Origin of the sequence: Agrobacterium sp. LR_9 (genome assembly GCF_041954855.1) — a bacterium.
In the GTDB taxonomy this organism is placed as follows: Bacteria; Pseudomonadota; Alphaproteobacteria; order Rhizobiales; family Rhizobiaceae; genus Agrobacterium; species Agrobacterium leguminum.
This window is the reverse complement of sequence record NZ_JAVAYA010000022.1, coordinates 23,095-40,993: the sequence shown is the minus strand read 5'-3', so window position 1 is coordinate 40,993 and position 17,899 is coordinate 23,095. Positions and strand designations below refer to the sequence as shown.

At 60.1% G+C, this 17,899-nt stretch carries 17 protein-coding genes and 1 riboswitch; of the genes, 12 read left to right on the top strand and 5 right to left on the bottom strand.

All coding sequences use genetic code 11. The annotated features are described in order from the left end of the window. Positions 1-203: 203 nt before the first annotated feature. Genes RAC79_RS20900 through RAC79_RS20890 form a run of 3 tightly spaced genes read right to left on the bottom strand, consistent with a single transcriptional unit; the run spans position 204 to position 2,778 of the window. Entirely contained in the window at positions 204-728 is a 525-nt protein-coding gene (locus tag RAC79_RS20900) for a flavin reductase family protein (protein ID WP_003519878.1), read from the bottom strand. Further along, positions 728-1,621 (bottom strand): aldo/keto reductase family oxidoreductase, encoded by an 894-nt coding sequence (locus tag RAC79_RS20895; RefSeq protein WP_065655621.1) that lies wholly within the window; start codon positions 1,619-1,621, stop codon positions 728-730. The genes RAC79_RS20900 and RAC79_RS20895 overlap by 1 nt, the downstream gene beginning before the upstream one ends. Further along, on the bottom strand, positions 1,621-2,778 hold the full coding sequence (locus RAC79_RS20890; protein WP_174039877.1) for an LLM class flavin-dependent oxidoreductase: 1,158 nt from the start codon (positions 2,776-2,778) through the stop codon (positions 1,621-1,623). Before RAC79_RS20890 ends, RAC79_RS20895 begins: the two co-directional genes overlap by 1 nt. Before the next feature lie 100 nt (positions 2,779-2,878). Here RAC79_RS20890 and RAC79_RS20885 point away from each other — a divergent pair, with 100 nt between their 5' ends. The 6 genes from RAC79_RS20885 to RAC79_RS20860 all read left to right on the top strand — a co-directional run bounded on the left by RAC79_RS20885 (position 2,879) and on the right by RAC79_RS20860 (position 10,251). After that, entirely contained in the window at positions 2,879-3,583 is a 705-nt protein-coding gene (locus RAC79_RS20885; RefSeq protein ID WP_174039878.1) for a GntR family transcriptional regulator, read from the top strand. A 337-nt stretch (positions 3,584-3,920) separates the two neighbouring features. Further along, positions 3,921-4,997, top strand: coding sequence for an ABC transporter ATP-binding protein (locus tag RAC79_RS20880; protein ID WP_080857259.1), 1,077 nt, complete (start codon positions 3,921-3,923; stop codon positions 4,995-4,997). Positions 4,998-5,049: 52 nt separating this feature from the next. Continuing rightward, positions 5,050-6,300 (top strand): ABC transporter substrate-binding protein, encoded by a 1,251-nt coding sequence (locus tag RAC79_RS20875; protein ID WP_142844610.1) that lies wholly within the window; start codon positions 5,050-5,052, stop codon positions 6,298-6,300. Between the two features lie 173 nt (positions 6,301-6,473). Then, positions 6,474-7,385: a carbohydrate ABC transporter permease gene (locus RAC79_RS20870; RefSeq protein ID WP_174039995.1), complete on the top strand. Its 912-nt coding sequence runs from the start codon at positions 6,474-6,476 to the stop codon at positions 7,383-7,385. Positions 7,386-7,389: 4 nt separating this feature from the next. After that, positions 7,390-8,244 (top strand): carbohydrate ABC transporter permease, encoded by an 855-nt coding sequence (locus RAC79_RS20865; RefSeq protein WP_003519886.1) that lies wholly within the window; start codon positions 7,390-7,392, stop codon positions 8,242-8,244. 12 nt (positions 8,245-8,256) lie between these two features. Next, positions 8,257-10,251: an alpha-glucosidase gene (locus RAC79_RS20860; RefSeq protein WP_174039879.1), complete on the top strand. Its 1,995-nt coding sequence runs from the start codon at positions 8,257-8,259 to the stop codon at positions 10,249-10,251. Positions 10,252-10,276: 25 nt separating this feature from the next. Here RAC79_RS20860 and RAC79_RS20855 read toward each other — a convergent pair whose 3' ends face one another. Continuing rightward, positions 10,277-11,566 (bottom strand): pilus assembly protein TadG-related protein, encoded by a 1,290-nt coding sequence (locus tag RAC79_RS20855; protein WP_078052559.1) that lies wholly within the window; start codon positions 11,564-11,566, stop codon positions 10,277-10,279. 219 nt (positions 11,567-11,785) lie between these two features. Further along, positions 11,786-11,888: riboswitch (TPP riboswitch) on the top strand. A gap of 124 nt (positions 11,889-12,012) precedes the next feature. Here RAC79_RS20855 and RAC79_RS20850 point away from each other — a divergent pair. From RAC79_RS20850 to thiD, 5 genes are read left to right on the top strand one after another with little or no spacing between them, the layout of a single operon-like run. After that, positions 12,013-12,798 (top strand): ABC transporter permease, encoded by a 786-nt coding sequence (locus RAC79_RS20850; protein WP_065655614.1) that lies wholly within the window; start codon positions 12,013-12,015, stop codon positions 12,796-12,798. Beyond that, a complete protein-coding gene (locus RAC79_RS20845) occupies positions 12,795-13,745 on the top strand; it encodes an ABC transporter substrate-binding protein (protein ID WP_174039880.1) in 951 nt (316 codons plus the stop codon). Before RAC79_RS20850 ends, RAC79_RS20845 begins: the two co-directional genes overlap by 4 nt. Further along, a complete protein-coding gene (locus RAC79_RS20840) occupies positions 13,742-14,482 on the top strand; it encodes a hydroxyethylthiazole kinase (RefSeq protein ID WP_078052558.1) in 741 nt (246 codons plus the stop codon). Before RAC79_RS20845 ends, RAC79_RS20840 begins: the two co-directional genes overlap by 4 nt. Then, a complete protein-coding gene (gene thiE, locus RAC79_RS20835; RefSeq protein ID WP_078052557.1) occupies positions 14,469-15,131 on the top strand; it encodes a thiamine phosphate synthase in 663 nt (220 codons plus the stop codon). The genes RAC79_RS20840 and thiE overlap by 14 nt, the downstream gene beginning before the upstream one ends. Next, complete coding sequence (gene thiD, locus RAC79_RS20830) at positions 15,128-15,925, top strand: bifunctional hydroxymethylpyrimidine kinase/phosphomethylpyrimidine kinase (RefSeq protein WP_078052556.1); 798 nt, start codon at positions 15,128-15,130, stop codon at positions 15,923-15,925. The genes thiE and thiD overlap by 4 nt, the downstream gene beginning before the upstream one ends. A gap of 214 nt (positions 15,926-16,139) precedes the next feature. Here the strand turns inward: thiD and RAC79_RS20825 are convergent, their stop codons facing one another. After that, positions 16,140-16,598, bottom strand: a complete 459-nt coding sequence (locus RAC79_RS20825) for an Lrp/AsnC family transcriptional regulator (RefSeq protein ID WP_003500727.1) — start codon at positions 16,596-16,598, stop codon at positions 16,140-16,142. Between the two features lie 127 nt (positions 16,599-16,725). Here RAC79_RS20825 and alr point away from each other — a divergent pair, with 127 nt between their 5' ends. Beyond that, complete coding sequence (gene alr, locus RAC79_RS20820) at positions 16,726-17,892, top strand: alanine racemase (RefSeq protein ID WP_078052555.1); 1,167 nt, start codon at positions 16,726-16,728, stop codon at positions 17,890-17,892. Positions 17,893-17,899 lie beyond the last annotated feature (7 nt).

The window sequence follows — 17,899 nt, the reverse complement described above, 5'->3', positions numbered from 1 at the left end:
CGATCCGACGAATCACCGTTCGCGCGTAAAGGTAAACTAGGCCGGTTTGGAAGATATTTTCCAGTATGAAGAGCGTAAAATGTCGTTTTTACTGACTGAATAAATATAAACGGAGCGCGATGGCGCGCTCCGTGAAATATTTCAGAAGGCGGCTGGAGTAACATTGTCTCGCCGGAAGCCGGAAGGCAAACCGGCAGCGTCTGTTACTGCCGCGAAAACCTTCCAAAGGCTCCGCCCGAAAAGCACAGCGGGTCCCCGTCGCGATGGGCGGCGCGCAGCACCTCGCCGACGATGATGGTGTGGTCGCCCGCATCGTGGGACGCTGCCTGACGGCATTCGAACCGGGCAAGCGTGCCGGGAATGACGGGAACGCCCTCGTCATTCATTTCCCAGTCGAGATCGTCGAAAGCGCGGCCATTGCGGGTGAAGCGGGCGCTTAGCACATCCTGATCGGCGCTCAGCACGTGGATGGCGAAATGGGTTGCACCGCTGAAGGCCTGATAACGCGACGAGCTTTTGGCCGGCGACCACAGCACCAGCGGCGGATCGAGCGACACAGACGCAAAGCTGTTGACCGTCATGCCGATCGGCCCTTCCGGCGTCGTGGCGGTCACCACCGTCACACCTGTCGTGAAAGCGCCGAGCGCATTGCGGAAGCTGCGGCTGTTTTCGCCGCCGGGAACGAATACATGCTCATTGGGCATTTTGATCGCCTCTGCCACTGTCATCACGGCACCTCTTTTCCAATCGCAAGGGTGTAGAGTTCGAACCAGGTCTGGCGGTCCATCGTCACGTTGAGCGCATCGGCCGCCGTTCTGATACGCTCGATATTGTTGGTGCCGAGCACAGGCACGATTTTGGCCGGATGCCGCAAAAGCCAGGCGATCGCCACTGCCGTGGCATCCACGCCCTGCTCCTTGCCGATGCGCTGCAAGGCGGCCATGGTGCCGCCATGAGCACCGGAGAACAGCGAGCCTCCGCCAAGCGGCGACCATGCCATTGGAGAAACGCGCTTTTCCTGCAGGAAGGCCAGATCGCCATTGGTGAAGCAATCCGTGGCAAGAAGGCTCATTTCGATCTGGTTGGTCACGAGCCGGTTACTCATCGCCGATTGCAGCAGGGAGAAATCCCACGGGCGGAAGTTGGAGACGCCGACGGCCTTGACCTTGCCGGATGCCACCAGCGCATCGAGCGCCTTGCCGGTTTCTTCCGCATCGATCAACGGATCGGGACGATGAATGAGCAGCAGATCAACGTGATCCGTACCCATGTCGCGAAGCGACGCCTCGACCGAGGCGTTGATGTGGCCGGCCGTCGTGTCGTAATGTTTGACACGGGCGGCGGCGTGACGGCCTGCGGGTGCAACGATGCCGCATTTGGTGACGATTTCTATTCTGTCACGCAGCCCCGGAGCGGCTTTCAGGCCGGCACCCAGAATGGCTTCCGCCGTGTATCCGCCGTAAATATCGGCCTGATCCATGGTCGTGATGCCCTGCGCGAGGCAAGCCTCGATCTTGGCCTGCACGTGGGCGGGCGAGGTATCGGCATCGTCGCCTATGCGCCACATGCCGTAGACGATGCGGCTGAGTTCGAGTTTGTCGGAAAGAGCGATGCGTTCCATCAGTGGCGTTCCCCTTTGCCGAGCGGCGTGGCCGGCGTTTCAGAAGGCACCCGGCCATAGGCATGCGGCAGGGAGCAGGTTTTCATCTGCGGCAGAACCTTGGTGCCGAAGTGCTCCGCCTCATCGAGATGCGGATAACCGGAAAGGATGAAGGCGCGAATGCCCATCTTCTGGTATTCTTCCAGCGCCGAAAGCACCTTGTCGGTGGAACCGACCAGCGCCGCACCGCAGCCCGAACGCGCCCGGCCGATGCCGGTCCACAGATTGGGTTCGACATAACCGAACTTGTCGGCGAGTTCGCGGGCACGCGCCTGATGCGATACGCCGAGCGAGCCGCTGTCATGCGCGCGGTTGCGGATCAGTTGCCCATATTCGTCATCGAGCTTCGAGACAAGATGCTCGGCATATTCGCGGGCTTCCTGTTCGGTATCGCGCACCACCATATGGACACGCAGGCCGTAATCCAGCGTGCGGCCATGGGCGGCGGCGCGTTCATTTGCGGCACGCATGCGGTCTGCAAGCTGGTCCTTCGTTTCCGGCCACATCAGATAGACGTCGCATTGCGCGCCGCAGAGTTCGAGCGCATCCGGCGAATAGCCACCGAAATAAAGGAGCGGTCCGCCATTCTGCTGGTAGGGTCTTGCCGGCTCGGTGGAGACGCCTTTGAACTGGTAGATTTCCCCGTCATGGTCGATGGTGTCGCGCGTCCAGGCCTGGCGCAGAATCTCAACGACCTCATGGCTGCGCTTGTAGCGAAACGCGCTATCGGCCACTTCGCCAGGGAAATCCGAGCTGATGACGTTGAGCGTCAGGCGGCCTTTCAGCATGTGGTCGAGCGTCGCCACCGTGCGCGCCAGCATGATCGGCTGCATCTCGCCGCAGCGGATAGCAGCAAGAAAATTGATGCGGTCGCTGATCGGCGCACAGCCGGCGACGAAGCTCAGCGTATCCTGCCCGACCTGATAGGATGAAGGGCAGAGAATGTTGCGAAAACCGAGTTCTTCGGCCTTTTTGACGATATTCGAACAATGCTCGAAACTGGAGCGCAGGCTGCCATCCGGCACGCCAAGATAGGCGTAGTCATCGGAACACAAAGCGGAAAACCAGGAGACCTCGGCAGCATCGAGATCAGCGGATGTAACGGGTACGACGGTCATGCAATTCCTCCTCAGGGCCGCTCTCGTTTTTCTTGCATAACATCAAGAAATATGTAAATCAATGATGTATCAATTTTTGTTTCGGGGGAGGAAACGGCATATGAAACACACTGGCGGCAGCCTGCCAATGTATATGCAGATCGCGGAAATGCTTGTGCGCGAAGTGGCGGCGGGCCGGCTGATCGATGGCGAGAAGCTCGCGCCGGAGCGCGATATGGCGGCCGACCTCGGCATCGCCGTTGGCACGCTTCGCAAGTCGCTCGCCGAATTGCAGGAGCGCGGCCTGCTGGAGCGGGTGCAGGGCTCAGGCAACTACATTCGCGCCGTCAGCGATCCGCAAAGCGTCTACGCCTTCTTCCGGCTTGAACTGATCGAGGGCGGCGGCCTGCCGACGGCGGAGGTTCTGGATGTGGCCCGCCTTGCCAAGCCCGCCGACCTGCCCGCCTTCGGCACATCGACCGAAGGACACAGGATTCGCCGCCTGCGGCGCATTGCCGGCAAACCGGCGGCCATCGAAGAAATCTGGCTGGACGGTTCTTACGTCGACACCATCGCCATCGAGAACATGTCCGAATCCCTCTATCTCTATTACCGCACCCGCCTCAACCTCTGGATATCGAAGGCGGAAGATCGCATCGATCTCGGCGAAGTACCCGAATGGACACCCGAGGCCTTCGGTCAGAAATCAGGCGCGCTGGTGCCGCGGGTGTTGCGTCTGAGCCAAGCGCAGGACGGTGCGGTGGCCGAAGTTTCATGGACCTGGTTCGATCATACCGTTGCCCGATACGTTTCTCGCATACGTTGAGACTACACAAAATTCGCGTGGTCCAGATGAACGGAGAAATTTGACGGCAAGCAAGCAAGCAGCGGCCTGTCCTGCGGGCAGTTTTGCGACTATATTTCTTTAAATCAATGACTTAATAGTTTTTGATTTCTGTCAGAAATAAAATTGATACACTATTGATTTCCTTTTTTTGAAAGGTAATATCAAGTCCTCAGGGAGACAGGCGTTTTTCGCCATCCCACGATATCGCCAGACAATCGGGATCGATTTTCGACGATGCGATGCGTGGAACTTGAAGGTTGATACCGGCAATGGCGTCCATCCGAATTCTGGACGCGCCGGTCGTGAGGAGGAAAATATGGCTTCGGTCAGCCTGCGCAAGCTGGACAAGAGTTACGGTGCGCTTCGCATCGTCAAGGGCATAGACCTTGAAATCAACGATGGCGAATTCGTCGTGTTCGTCGGCCCTTCCGGCTGCGGCAAATCGACGACGCTGCGCATGGTCGCCGGGCTTGAAAGCATTACCGGCGGCGAAGTGAAGATCGGCGACCGCGTCGTCAACCGGCTGCCGCCGCGCGAGCGTGACATCGCCATGGTCTTTCAGGACTATGCGCTTTATCCGCACAAGACGGTGCGCGAAAATATGGGTTTCAGCCTGAAGGTACGCGGTGTCAGCGCCTCCCAGGCCAATGCCAGTATCGATGAAGCCGCGAAGATGCTCGGTATCGAGCACCTCCTCGACCGTCGGCCCGGACAGCTTTCCGGCGGCCAGCGCCAGCGTGTTGCCATGGGTCGCGCCATCGTGCGCCGCCCGCAGGTGTTTCTGTTCGACGAGCCGCTTTCCAACCTCGACGCCAAGCTGCGCGGACAGGTGCGCACGGAAATCAAGCGGCTGCACCAGCAGCTCGGCACGACCATCATCTACGTTACCCATGACCAGGTGGAGGCCATGACGCTGGCCGACCGCATCGTCATCCTGCGGGGCGGCGATATCGAGCAGGTCGGCACGCCGGACGAGGTCTATAACCGTCCGGAAAGCGTCTTCGTCGGCGGCTTCGTCGGCGCGCCGGCGATGAACTTCGCCCGCGCAAAGGTGAGCGGCGACCGGCTGGCATTTTCCGACGGCAATTCCCTGCCGATGGCAGCCATCCGGCCATCCCGCGAAACGGGTCTCGAAGGGCGCGAAGTCATTGTCGGCATTCGCCCGGAACATTTCGGCCCCGTCGAGGGCTTCGACACGCAGCTTGCGGTCAAGGTGCAGGTAGTGGAACCGCTGGGCTCGGACACGCTCGTCCATTTCAGCCTTGGCGATGCGGCGCTGACCGCACGCATGCCGCCGCATCTGCGGCCTGCGCCGAATGAGGAACTGAAGATCGGCGTCGATCCGTCCAAGGTCCATCTTTTCGACGCCGCGACGGAACGCTCGATTCACTGATCGCCGGGCGAGGAAACGCTGCGGCCAACAGGTTTAATAACGGGAGGAACACATGACATTTAAAACCATCAAGGGCAAAGCCCTCATGGGTGCCGCGCTCTGCGCAACCATGCTCGCCTTTTCGGGACAGGCCTTTGCCGATGCCGAACTGAAGATCTTCGTTTCCAGCCAGCATCAGCCGGATGTCTGGCGCAAGGCGCTCGATCAATATGAGGCCAAGACGCCCGGCGTGAAGGTTGTCATCGAGACCGGCGGCAACACCTCGGAAATGCAGGCGCAATATCTAAACACCGTGATGTCGGCCAAGGATTCGAGCCTTGACGTGCTGATGCTCGACGTCATCCGCCCCGCGCAATTCGCCACGGCTGGCTGGACAAGCGATTTCTCCGGCAAGGACATGTCGGCCTATCTGCCGACCTATGCCGAAGCCAACACGGTGGACGGCAAGATCGTGGCGCTGCCCGCCTTTGCCGATTCCATGTTCCTTTATTACCGCAAGGACCTGCTCGAAAAATACGGCATCAAGCCGCCAACCACCTGGGACGAGCTGAAGGAAGCCTCCAAGAAGGTGATGGAGGGTGAAAAGAACCCCGAGCTTCAGGGCCTGTCCTTCCAGGGCAAGGCGATCGAAGGCGCTGTCTGCACCTTCCTCCTGCCCTATTGGAGCGAAGGCAAGTCGCTGGTTGAAAACGGCAAACTGAATTTCGACAACAAGGCGGCGGTGGATTCGCTGAAGCTCTGGAAGAGCTTCGTGGACGAAGGCATTTCCAAAAAGAACATTTCGGAAGTGGCGACCGACGACACCCGCAAGGAATTCCAGGCAGGTAAAGTGCTCTTCGCGGTCAACTGGTCCTATGCCTGGACCCATTTCCAGGGCAAGGAATCGCAGGTGAACGACAAGGTTGGCGTCGCCCGCCTGCCGGCCGTCAAGGGCGGCGAGCAGACGACCTGCCTCGGCGGCTGGGAATTCGGCGTTTCCGCCTATTCCAAGCAGCAGGAGGAAGCCAAGAAGCTGGTGGAATATCTCTCCGGTCAGGATGTTTCGAAGTTCATGGCCATCAACGCCGCGCTTCTGCCCACCTATGCCGCACTATACAAGGATGCTGAGGTAACCAAGACGATCCCGTGGTTCGCGGATGCCCTGCCCGTCGTCGAGACTGCCAAGGCCCGCCCCGTGACGCCGCGTTACAACGAGGTCAGCGAAACCATCCGCACCACCGTCAACGGCGTGCTTGCCGGCGTCATGACGCCGGAGGATGGCGCAAAGCAGATGGAAAGCCGTCTGCGGCGCGTTCTGCGCTAAGCTTTGGGCCGGAAAGCGGCATGCCTGCCATGCCCTTTCCGGCCGCTTCGACTGACAGGAATAAGGCCGCCTGAAGGGCGCGATTAACGGGCCGGGTAGAACCGGTCCGCTCGGGAGACGACGACGTGAATCCAGTTGCGGGAGTGGCAGACGTGACAATGCCGGAAAGAACCATGGTTCGGGTGGACGAGAAACCGCAGCCGCGCTGGACGCGGTGGCTCGATCTCGGCGACCGGCCGCTGGCCGTGCTTCTCTTGGCGCCGGCGGCGATCCTGCTGTCGCTCATCATCGTCTATCCGGTGGCGTGGCTCGTCTACACATCGTTTTTCAGCCTTTCGCTGACGTCGGGCCTGCCGGCGGAATTCATCGGCTTTGAAAACTACACGGCGATGTTCGACGACCCGATCTTCTGGGAAACGACCTGGAACACGGTGCTGATCACGCTGATCACCGTTCCCGGCGCGCTCATCATGGGCCTTGGCCTCGCACTGCTCGCCAACCTGCCTTTTTCCATGCAGTGGCCGATGCGGCTTTCGCTGCTGATCCCGTGGGCGCTGCCGCTGTCCTTTGCCGGCCTCATCTTCGCATGGTTTTTCCATTACGAATATGGCGTGGTCAATGATGTGCTCAACCGTTTCGGCTTCGAAGGGATCATCTGGTTCAATTCGCCGAACTGGGCTTTTGCGGCCATCTGCCTGACCATCATCTGGAAGACATCCTCCTTCATGGCGCTGATGATCCTTGCCGGCCTGCAGACCATTCCGCGTTCGCTCTACGAGGCGGCAGATGTGGATGGCGCCGGCAAAATCCGGCAATTCTTCGAGATCACCCTGCCGCTTCTCAAGCCCTCGATTGTCGTCGCGCTCATCTTCCGCACCATCACAGCGCTGCAGACCTTTGATATTCCTTACATGATGACCGGCGGCGGCCCCGGCACATCCACCACGACGCTTGCCATGTATATCCACCAGAACACCGTCTCCTTCCTCGATCTCGGTTACGGTTCGGCGCTGGCGGTCATGATGTTTGCGCTTTCCATGTGCGTCACCGCCGTTTATCTCCGCATTATCAGGACGAAGGACTGATCCCATGAGCACCGTTGCGAATTCCGGTCTGTCCTCCTTCTTTTCCGGCAAGCCGCTGCGCTTCATCGCGGCCTCCATTCTTCTGGTCAACGGCCTGTTTCCGGCGATCTGGATCCTTTTCACCTCGTTGAAGACCGAAGCAGAACTGACGGTCAAGCCAATCACCTGGTTTCCGCACGCGCCGACGTTGGCCAATTACATGCAGGCCTTTTCCGACCAGCCGCTGCATCTCTTCCTGTTCAACAGCTTCATGGTAGCGCTGCTTTCCACCGCCCTCACCATCCTGATTTCGGTGCTGGCGGCTTACGCGCTGGCGCGGCTGAACCTCAAATATCGTGCGCTGATCCTTTCGCTCATCATCGCCGTCTCCACCTTCCCCCTCGTCACGCTTCTGGTGCCGCTGTTCGAAATCATGCGCGCCTTGAACCTGCTCAACAGCTGGACGGCGCTGATCCTGCCCTACACGGTGCTGTCGCTGCCGGTCTGCACGCTGATGCTGGTCTCCTTCTTCGAAAGCATCCCGCGCGATCTCGAAAACGCCGCCATGATCGATGGTTGCACCCGCATCGGCGCGCTGTTCAAGGTCGTCGTGCCGCTCTGCGCGCCGGGCGTTTTCACCGCCGGAATCCTTGCCTTCGTGAATGCCTGGGATGAGTTCCTGCTGGCGCTTTCCTTCAATTCCAATCCGGCGCTCCGCACGCTTCCTGTCGGCATCCAGCTTTATCAGGGTGAATTCGCCTTCCCCTGGCCGGTCATCTCGGCGGCACTGGTGGTGGGTATCGTGCCGGTCGCCATCCTGATCGTCATCTTTCAGGAACGGGTTGTCTCCGGCCTCACCGCCGGCGGTCTCAAGGGCTAAACAGGTACAGTCATGCATTTCGAAAAGACCAAAGACGGCTTTGCGCTCACCATCGGCAACCGCACCGTACTTTCCCATTCATCCGAAAACCCGGCCTTCTTCGCCGGTTTCGGCAAGGAGAGGATGGATATGTATCGCGGCAACTTCGATATCGAGGACTACCTGATCGAACGAACCGCACTGCGCCATGCCGAGGTCAGCGGCGAGAGCATCACGCTCTCATCCGCGCCGGGACAGACACCGCGCCTTCGCCTGACGCTCGATGGCAGCGCGATGCGGCTAACGGCGCTGGATGACACCGTCAACCGCCTATGGCTGCGCGTCGTTGCGGAAACGGATGAGCACGTCTGGGGCGGCGGCGAGCAGATGTCCTATTTCGACATGCGCGGTCGCCGCTTTCCGCTGTGGACCTCCGAGCCGGGGGTCGGCCGCGACAAGACCACCGAGATCACCTTCAAGTCCGATGTCAGCGGCAAGGCGGGCGGTGATTATTACAATACCAACTACCCGCAGCCGACTTACCTGTCGTCGCGCAGATACGCCCTCCATGTGGAAACAAGCGCCTATTCGGTCTTCGATTTCCGCAACGGCGATTTCCACGAGATCGAAATCTGGGCCATACCCGAAAAGATCGAATTCTTCGCCGGCGATCATTTCACCGATATCGTTTCCGCCCTGTCGCTGCGGTTCGGACGCCAGCCGGAACTGCCGGAGTGGGTCTATAACGGTGCGATCATCGGGTTAAAGGACGGCGTCAACTCCTTTGCGCGACTGGAGAAAATCCGCGCGGCCGGAACGAAGGTGTCCGGCCTCTGGTGCGAAGACTGGGTGGGTCTTCGCCAGACATCCTTCGGCGCGCGCCTCTTCTGGGACTGGCAGGCGAATGACACGCGTTATCCGCATCTGCGCCAGAAGATCGCCGAGCTTTCCGATCAGGGCATCCGCTTTCTGGGTTATGTGAACCCCTATCTGTGTGTCGATGGCCCGCTGTTCCCGGTGGCCGAAAAAGCCGGTTATTTCGCCACTGACGCCGAGGGCAAGACGGCGCTGGTGGATTTCGGCGAGTTCGATTGCGGCGTGGTCGATTTCACCAATCCGGCCGCCGCCGACTGGTTCGCCGAGGAAATCATCGGCAAGAACATGCTCGATTTCGGCCTCTCCGGCTGGATGGCCGATTTCGGCGAATATCTGCCGATCGACATTACCCTTTCCAACGGTGTCGACGCCAAGCTGATGCACAATGCCTGGCCAACGCTCTGGGCCGAGGTCAACGCCAAGGCCGTCGAAAGTCGCGGCAAGACCGGCGAAGCGCTGTTCTTCATGCGCGCCGGCTTCACCGGTGTACAGGCCCATTGCCCACTGATCTGGGGCGGCGACCAGTCTGTCGACTTCTCCCGTCACGACGGTCTGGTCACCGTCATCTGCGGGGCGCTCTCCTCCGGCCTCATGGGCAATGCCTATCATCATTCCGATATTGGCGGTTACACCAGCCTGTTCGGCAATGTCAGAACCGCAGAACTCATCATGCGCTGGACGGAAATGGCCGCTTTCACGCCGGTCATGCGTACCCATGAGGGCAACCGGCCGCGCGACAATCTCCAGATCGATCAGGATGAGGCGGTTCTTGCCCATTTCGCCCGAATGACGTCCATCTATGTCGCGCTGGCCCCATATCTGAAATCGCTCTCGGCGGAAGCGGCCAGGACGGGCCTGCCGGTGCAGCGTCCGCTCTTTCTTCACTACGAGAATGACCGGCGGACGTATACCATTCAGGACTGCTATCTCTACGGGGCGGACATGCTTGTCGCACCCGTCTGGAAAGCGGGCGAAACGCAACGCTCGCTCTATCTTCCGGGCGACGGTGAATGGGTGCACCTGTGGAGCGGCGCGCATTATCCCGGCGGACAGGACGTCACAGTCGAAACGCCGCTCGGCGAGCCGGCGGCGTTCTATCGTGCAGATAGCAGCCATCGGCCGCTGTTTGAACAGCTTCGCACCATCGGCTGAAAGATAGCCGAGATCGTCCCTGCCATCACCCCGTCAGGCGGGGTGATGTGATGGCCTTTTTGAAAAGGGCGGTCATCGCCTCGCTTATGCCCTGTGACGGGCTGACCTCGAAGAACAGGCCCGGCGAAGCGCATTGCTGCATGCGTGCACCGATTTCCGGCTGAAATGGAGCGATCCAGCTATTGTACCAGCCATTGGTCGGCAGCGGCAGATAGGTGGTATAAAGCACGGCTATGCGGAAGCCTTTTTCCTTCAGCTTCGTGCAATATTTGATATCGATCGGTTCCTGGCAGCGGCCGCTGGTGGTTTTTTTGGTACAGGAGGATGGCTTGTAGCTGTCGCCGACGCCGTCTGACACGAAGAAGACGATCTTTTCGGGGCTCGCCGAACTTGCACCGGTGCCCGAAGAGCCGATCCTGTCGCCAATCTGGGTCAGTGCCCGGTCAAAATCTGTCTGCTGGTCGTTGTTGAAACCCTGCTTAGGGATCGACATCAGGTCGACTTCAGCGGCTTTCTTCTTCGCAGTCGCCAGATCCGAGGTCAAGGGAACGACTTCGAGCAGCTTCGTATCTTCCGCTTTCTCTCCGAAAGAGTAAACCGCCATACGATATTGATTGCTGCTTTTGCGCATGGACTTCGCCGTATCCATCAGGCTTGCCGTGGCCTGCGCCACCACATTGATGCGCGTCGTGACCCCGAGGCTTTTGGCTTTGTAGTAATAGCTGTTCTTATCCACCACCCCGTCTTTCACGATGTGACAGGCGAAAGCGCATTTGTCGCTCGTATTCGCAACCATCTTAGCAACGTCGGTTGGCGTCGCGCCGACACCCATCGAGGGGGTGTTATCCAGAAGGACATAGAAGTCGCTGAATGTTTCTGTCTCGTATTTTGCCGTCGCCTTGCCCGAAATGGTGATGAGATCCTCTCCGAGTATCCGTGAAAGCGTGGTGCCGACGGATGCCTTGAAGCTGACCGAGGATTCGATGGCGTTACCGTGTTTGATCACCGACACATCAAGAGACAGGAGCTTATAATCGGGATTGGCCCGCTCATTGCTTTCAAAGAATGCGGAGGCTTCGCTGCTGCCAAGCGAAATGACACCGTCACCCGACATTTCCTTTGCCTTCTGAACGCTCGCCGACGTATCGGCGACCACTGCAAGCGCCGCGGCATCCGCCGCCATCTGCAGGTCCGATTTGACGGCCATGCCATGCGTCACATCGAGTGCCACGCCGGCGGCCCCAATCAGCGGCACCATCAACAGGGCGCTGAGAATGCCGAAATTTCCCGATTTATCCTGCCAGATGTTCTTCAAATTCGCCCCCGGAACTTTTCCCCGGAGCGAACGTTAGCCGAACAATATTGAAAGGCAGTTTCAAGAGATAACTAATTTTCGATAAATCTAATTTCCTTAATAACTAATACGCCAATGGGAGATGCGCACCAGCGCAGGCCCGTTCAGGCATTCACGATCCCGCCTGACGACGGATCGCCGGCGGGACGTTGACATTTATGAAACTTGACCTACAAAACAAACTCTTCCGAGGGGAGCACCGAACGGTGCTGAGATGGCGATGAGCCGGACCCTTGAACCTGATCCGGGTCATGCCGGCGTAGGAACGGAACTGCCGCGCCAGGAGGCGCTGCCCTTTCTCTTCTCCGCTTTGCCTGATCTCCGGGATTATCATATCTGGAGACGAATGATGATGCTGAACCCTTCCGCCCTTCGCACACGGTGCGTCTGCGTCTGAGGTCCGGCTCATGCGTGCCACCCATGCGCTGAACGGTGTCGGTCTTCTGCTGGTTTTCTGGCAGGCGGGAACGTGGCTGTTTTCACCGCCCCGCTACATCCTGCCATCGCCAGCCGATGTTGCCGGCGCTTTCTGGCGTCAGCCGGGCTTCCTGTTCGGGCAGGCGCTGATAACGCTCGGTGAAATGGCGCTCGGGCTTGCGGCGGGCATCACCGCCGGCATTCTCGTCGCTTTCACCATTGCCGCCATCCCGCGCCTCGGCCGCCTCGTCTGGCCCATGGTTCTGGTGTTGCAGGCCTTTCCGGTCTTCGTGCTCGCCCCCATCCTCGTCCTCTGGTTCGGTTTCGGCATGGCTTCGAAAGTGGTCATGACGGCGATCATCATCTTCTTCCCCGTTGCCTCCGCTTTCACTGACGGGCTCAACCGCACCGATCGTGCCATCCTCGACGCCGCCTCGCTGACTGAGGCGAGCCACTGGCAGATCCTCACCCGGTTGCGCGTGCCGCTGGCGTTGCCATCGTTGATTTCGGGCTTGAGGGTCGCGGCGCCGCTTGCCCCGCTCGGCGCCGTCATCGGCGAATGGGTGGGCGCTTCGGCAGGGCTTGGGTTCGTGATGATCCAGTCCAATGCCCGCATGCAGACTGACACCATGTTCGCCGCCATGGCCATTCTCGCCATCATGGCGGTGCTGCTGCGGCTCATTGTCGACCGGGCGACCGCCAATCTGGCCCCCTGGGCCAAGGAAACAGAACACACCATTCCTTTCAGATCTTTACGGAGACTTTCGGCACCATGAAACGAACTCTTCTTTCCCTCGTCGTCGCGGCAGCAAGCGTGCTTTCACCCATGCAATCGCATGCGGCAGACAAGCTGACCGTGTTGCTCGAATGGTTCGTGAACCCCGATCATGCGCCGATGGTGATCGCCAAGGAACGCGGCCTGTTTGCCGATGCGGGGCTAGAGGTGGAACTGGTTCCGCCCGCAGACCCCACCGCCGTGCCGCGTCTCGTCTCGGCCAAACAGGCCGATATAGGCGTGCACTACCAGCCGAACCTCTATCTCGATCACGATGCCGGCCTGCCGCTCGTGCGTTTCGGCACGCTGGTCGAAACCCCGCTCAACACCGTCACCGTTCTGGCCGATGGGCCTATCAAGAGCCTGAAGGACCTGAAGGGCAAGAAGGTCGGCTTCTCCGTTTCCGGCTTCGAGGATGCCATGCTGAAGCGCATGCTGGAAAAGGACGGCCTGACGAAGGACGATGTCGAACTCATCAACGTCAACTTCTCGCTCTCGCCGTCGCTGATCGCCGGCAAGGTGGATGCGACGCTTGGCGGCTTCCGCAATTTCGAGCTGACGCAGATGAAGCTCGAGGGACATGAAGGCCGCTCCTTCTTCCCGGAGGAACACGGCGTGCCGGCCTATGACGAGCTGATCTTCGTCACGCACCGCGATCTCGCAAAAGACAACCGCCTGCCGCGTTTCCTCTCCGCCGTTGAACAGGCCGCTATCTTCATTACCAACCATCCGCAGGAATCCTGGCAGCTTTTCATCAAGGCCTATCCGAACCTTGACGATGCGCTGAACAAGCAGGCCTTCTTCGACACGCTGCCGCGTTTCGCCAAACGCCCAGCCGCGCTCGACCGCGCGCGCTACGCCCGTTTCGGCGCTTTCATGCAGGAAATGCAACTGATCAAGCAGGCGCCGGCGGCGGACGACATCGCCGTGGAGCTGCAGCAGCCATGACGACGACTTTTCCGACAGCGGCAAAGGCCGCCGAGATTCTGGAGCGCGTGCGGCAGACGCGCCCGCGCGTGCATTGCCTGATGAACACGGTGGTGCAGAAATTCACCGCAGACGGCATCACCGTGGTCGGCGGCATCCCCTCCATGACCACCTCGCTCGAGGAAATCGAGAGTTTTGTCACCAAGGCGGATGCGCTGACCGTCAATCTCGGCACGCTGGACGCCGAGCGGCGAAAGGTCATCCGGCTGGCGATCAAAATCGCCAATGCATCCGGCAAGCCATGGATCGTCGACCCCGTGCATTGCGATTATTCCCCGTCGCGGCTGGAATTCGCGCGCGAACTGATTGCACTTTCCCCCACCGTCGTACGCGGCAATCGCGCCGAAATGAGCCTGATCGGCGATGTGCCGGATGCTGTGCGGATTGAGACCGGGCCGGTCGATCATCTGCGCGATGCCGCCCGCAGCGTCAGGATCGTCAACGGTCATCCGTGGATGGCGAAGGTGACGGGAACGGGGTGCCTTTCGGGCGGCGTCATCGCCGCCTTCATGGCTGTCGAAAAAGACGCGCTGACGGCGGCGGCCTCCGCCCTTGCCGTCACCGGCGTTTCCGCCGAACTTGCGGCCAAGCACGCCAGAGGCCCCGGCAGCTTCGAACCGGCATTTTTGGATGCGCTTTCCGAAATTTCCGGTGAAGACATCACAAATCACGCAAGGATAGAGCATGAACAAGGTTGATTACCGCCTCAACGCGCTGGTCGATGCGAGCCTTGGCGATGTCGCGCCGCTGCCGGAGCTTGCTCTCGCCGCTGCGCTGAATGGCGCGACCATTCTGCAATATCGCGACAAGCACGGCTCGACGCGCGAGATGATCGAAAACGCCCGCGCCATTCACGAGGCTATCGCCGGCACAGGCGTGCCGCTGGTCATCAACGACCGGGTGGATGTGGCCCTCGCCTCGGGCGCGGATGGCGTGCATCTCGGCGTCGATGACATGGACGCCAAAACCGCAAGGCGCATTCTCGGCGAAAAGGCGATCATCGGCCTTACCGTCAAGAACCGGTCCGATGCCGAACGGGCAGCTTCCATGCCCGCCGACTATGCCTGTATTGGTGGCGTGTTCGAAACCGTTTCCAAGATCAATCCGGACAAGCCGGTCGGTATCGACGGTTTTACCACGCTGCGCGCCCTTCTGAAGGAGTGGAAACCGGATATGCCGGTCGGCGCTATCGCCGGCATCGATCTTGTCCGCGTGCCACCCGTCATTGCCGCCGGTGCGGATGGTGTCGCGGTCATTTCCGCCATTTTCCGCGCGGGCGATATTGCCAGTGCGACTAAGGACTTCCGCTCCAAGATTGACGCCGCGCTGAAAGCGAGACAGCCATGACAGCCATTGCATTGACCATTGCCGGCTCCGACAGCGGCGGCGGCGCGGGTATTCAGGCGGATATCAAGACCTTCTCCGCGCTCGGCGCCTATGCCGCCAGCGTCATCACCGCCATCACCGCCCAGAACACCAAGGGTGTGACGGCGGTTGAGGATATTTCGGTCGCCACCATTATCGCGCAAATGGATGCGGTATTCTCCGATCTCGCTGTCAATGCGGTGAAGATCGGCATGGTCTCGCGGATCGAAACCATCGCCGCCATCGCGGAACGGCTTCGGCGGCAATCGCAGCCGGTGGTGCTGGACCCGGTCATGGTAGCGACCTCCGGTGACAGGCTGCTGCATGAAGACGCCATCGAGACATTGCGGCGCGACTTGCTGCCGCTCGCGACCATCGTTACGCCGAACCTGCCGGAAGCGGCGCTGCTGACCGGGTCTTCGATGGCGAAAACGGAGACGGAGATCGCTCGCCAGGCCGAGGCGATCCTGAAGGCGGGCGCAAAAGCCGTGCTCGTCAAGGGCGGCCATGGCGATGGGCCGGAGAGCACGGATTATCTGTTTGCGGATGGCGCCATGCAGGCGCTTTCCGCGGCACGGGTGGAGACGAAGAACGACCACGGCACCGGCTGCACGCTGGCGGCGGCGATTACGGCTCATCTTGCACAGGGTCGTGAGTTGCGGGAGGCGGTGGGGCTTGCGAAGGATTATCTGAATGGGGCGCTCGATGCCGGGCGAGGTCTTGCTGTTGGGCATGGGCGGGGGCCGGTGCATCATTTTTATCGGTGGTGGGGGTGACTTGAAGGGGCGGAGCGTGGGGCTTACCCCCTCTGTCCTGCCGGACATCTCCCCCTTAAGGGGGGATATTGGATGGAGCGCCCGCTCGTCCCCTCGCAGCCATCTTATCAATAAAGTGACGTTGCTGAATGTGGTGGGCAAGCCACTTGTCGATCTCCCCCCTTGAGGGGGAGATGTCCGGCAGGACAGAGGGGGGTGGCCGCGAGCTCCGACGCTACCGCGCCTTCGGCGTCGCTAACACATTCCGGATCGCAAAACTCGAATGAATGCGCGAAACCCCGGGCAGCTTCGACAGGATCTCCTTATGAATTCGCTCGAAATCCCCAGCACTTTCCGCCTCGCAGCGCAGGAAATAATCCGAACCGCCCGTCATCAGATAACATTCGCGGATTTCCGGATAGCGCCGCACCGCATTTTCGAAACGGTTGAGAAAATCCTCCGTCTGGCGGTCGAGCGTGATCTGGACGATAACCGAAATCACCTCGCCGCCGGCAAGGCCGCTGGTCAGCGCCGTATATCCGCGGATAATCCCTTCCCGCTCGAGAATATCGACCCGGCGCAGACAAGCGGATGCGGAAAGCCCGACTTCGGCCGCCAGTTTCGCATTGCTGATGCGGGCATTGAGCCGAAGCAGGCGAATGATGTGGCGGTCGGTCGCATCGAGTGACGACATAGAAGATTCCAATCAGCAAAAGAAAATTGCGCCATTGTGAATTCTATCGCATTTTCTTCGAACAATCGCCAAGAAATTCGACAATCGTTGCAATACCCTCATGGGATAAAAATGAGGGTGAACGACCATGGACATGCAGATCAGCCGCCAGCAGGCCGCCGGTGGTGCAAGCGGTCATCTGACCATCGATCTCGGCGCATTGCGCGACAATTATCTGACCCTTGCGGCCATGGCGCCTGCGTCGCAGACGGCAGCGGTGGTCAAGGCCGATGCATATGGTCTCGGCGCGGATATCGTCTCGCAGGTCCTGTTCGAGGCGGGTTGCCGCAATTTCTTCGTCGCCCATATCGATGAAGCGTTGGCGTTGCGACTGCGGCTTTCGGCAGAAGCGCGGATTTTTGTTCTCAACGGTCTTCAGCCCGGCAACGAGACTTCCTGCGCCGCCATGGCCATCACTCCGGTTCTGAATTCGCTGGAGCAGATCGCCCAATGGTCGGCCCACGCCAGGAAGCTTGGCAAGACGCTCACCGCCGCGGTGCAGATCGATACCGGCATGTGCCGTCTCGGCCTCTCTCCCGAAGAACTTGAAATCCTAGCCTCCCGGCCGCAATTGCTGAATGGTATCGACATCACCTTCGTCATGAGCCACCTCGCCTGCGCCGACGAACCGGACCATGCCTCCAATGCCGCGCAGCTTGCGGTGATGCGCAAAGCCGCCATTGCCTTTCCCGCAGCGCCCGTCTGCTTTTCGAATTCCGGCGGCATCTTTCTGGGCAATGATTACCACAACCACCTGCTGCGCCCCGGCATCGCGCTTTATGGCGGCGCGCCCTCCGTTGCACGCCCCAACCCGATGAAGCCGGTCGTTCGCCTCGATCTGGCCGTCATCCAGACCCGCACCGTTCCCGCCGGTTCGCTGGTCGGTTACGGTGGCTCCTTCGAAGCGGCCGGGCCGACGCGTCTGGCAACCATCGCCGCCGGATACGCTGACGGCCTGCCGCGTTCGCTCAGCAATCGCGGCACGGCGTGGTATAACGGCGTGCGACTGCCGATTGCGGGACGCGTTTCCATGGACAGCATCATTCTCGACATATCCGCCCTGCCCGAAGGAACATTGACCCAGGGCAGCCTTGTGCAGATGATCGGTCCGGACCAGACGCTGGAAGACATTGCCGAGGATGCGGGCACGATCGCCTATGAAATCCTGACCGGCCTCGGACGCCGCTATCGACGCCTTTATATTCAGCCGGGAGAAACCCCGGCAGCCGCTTCAACATCAGTCAATCACAAGTGAGACGATC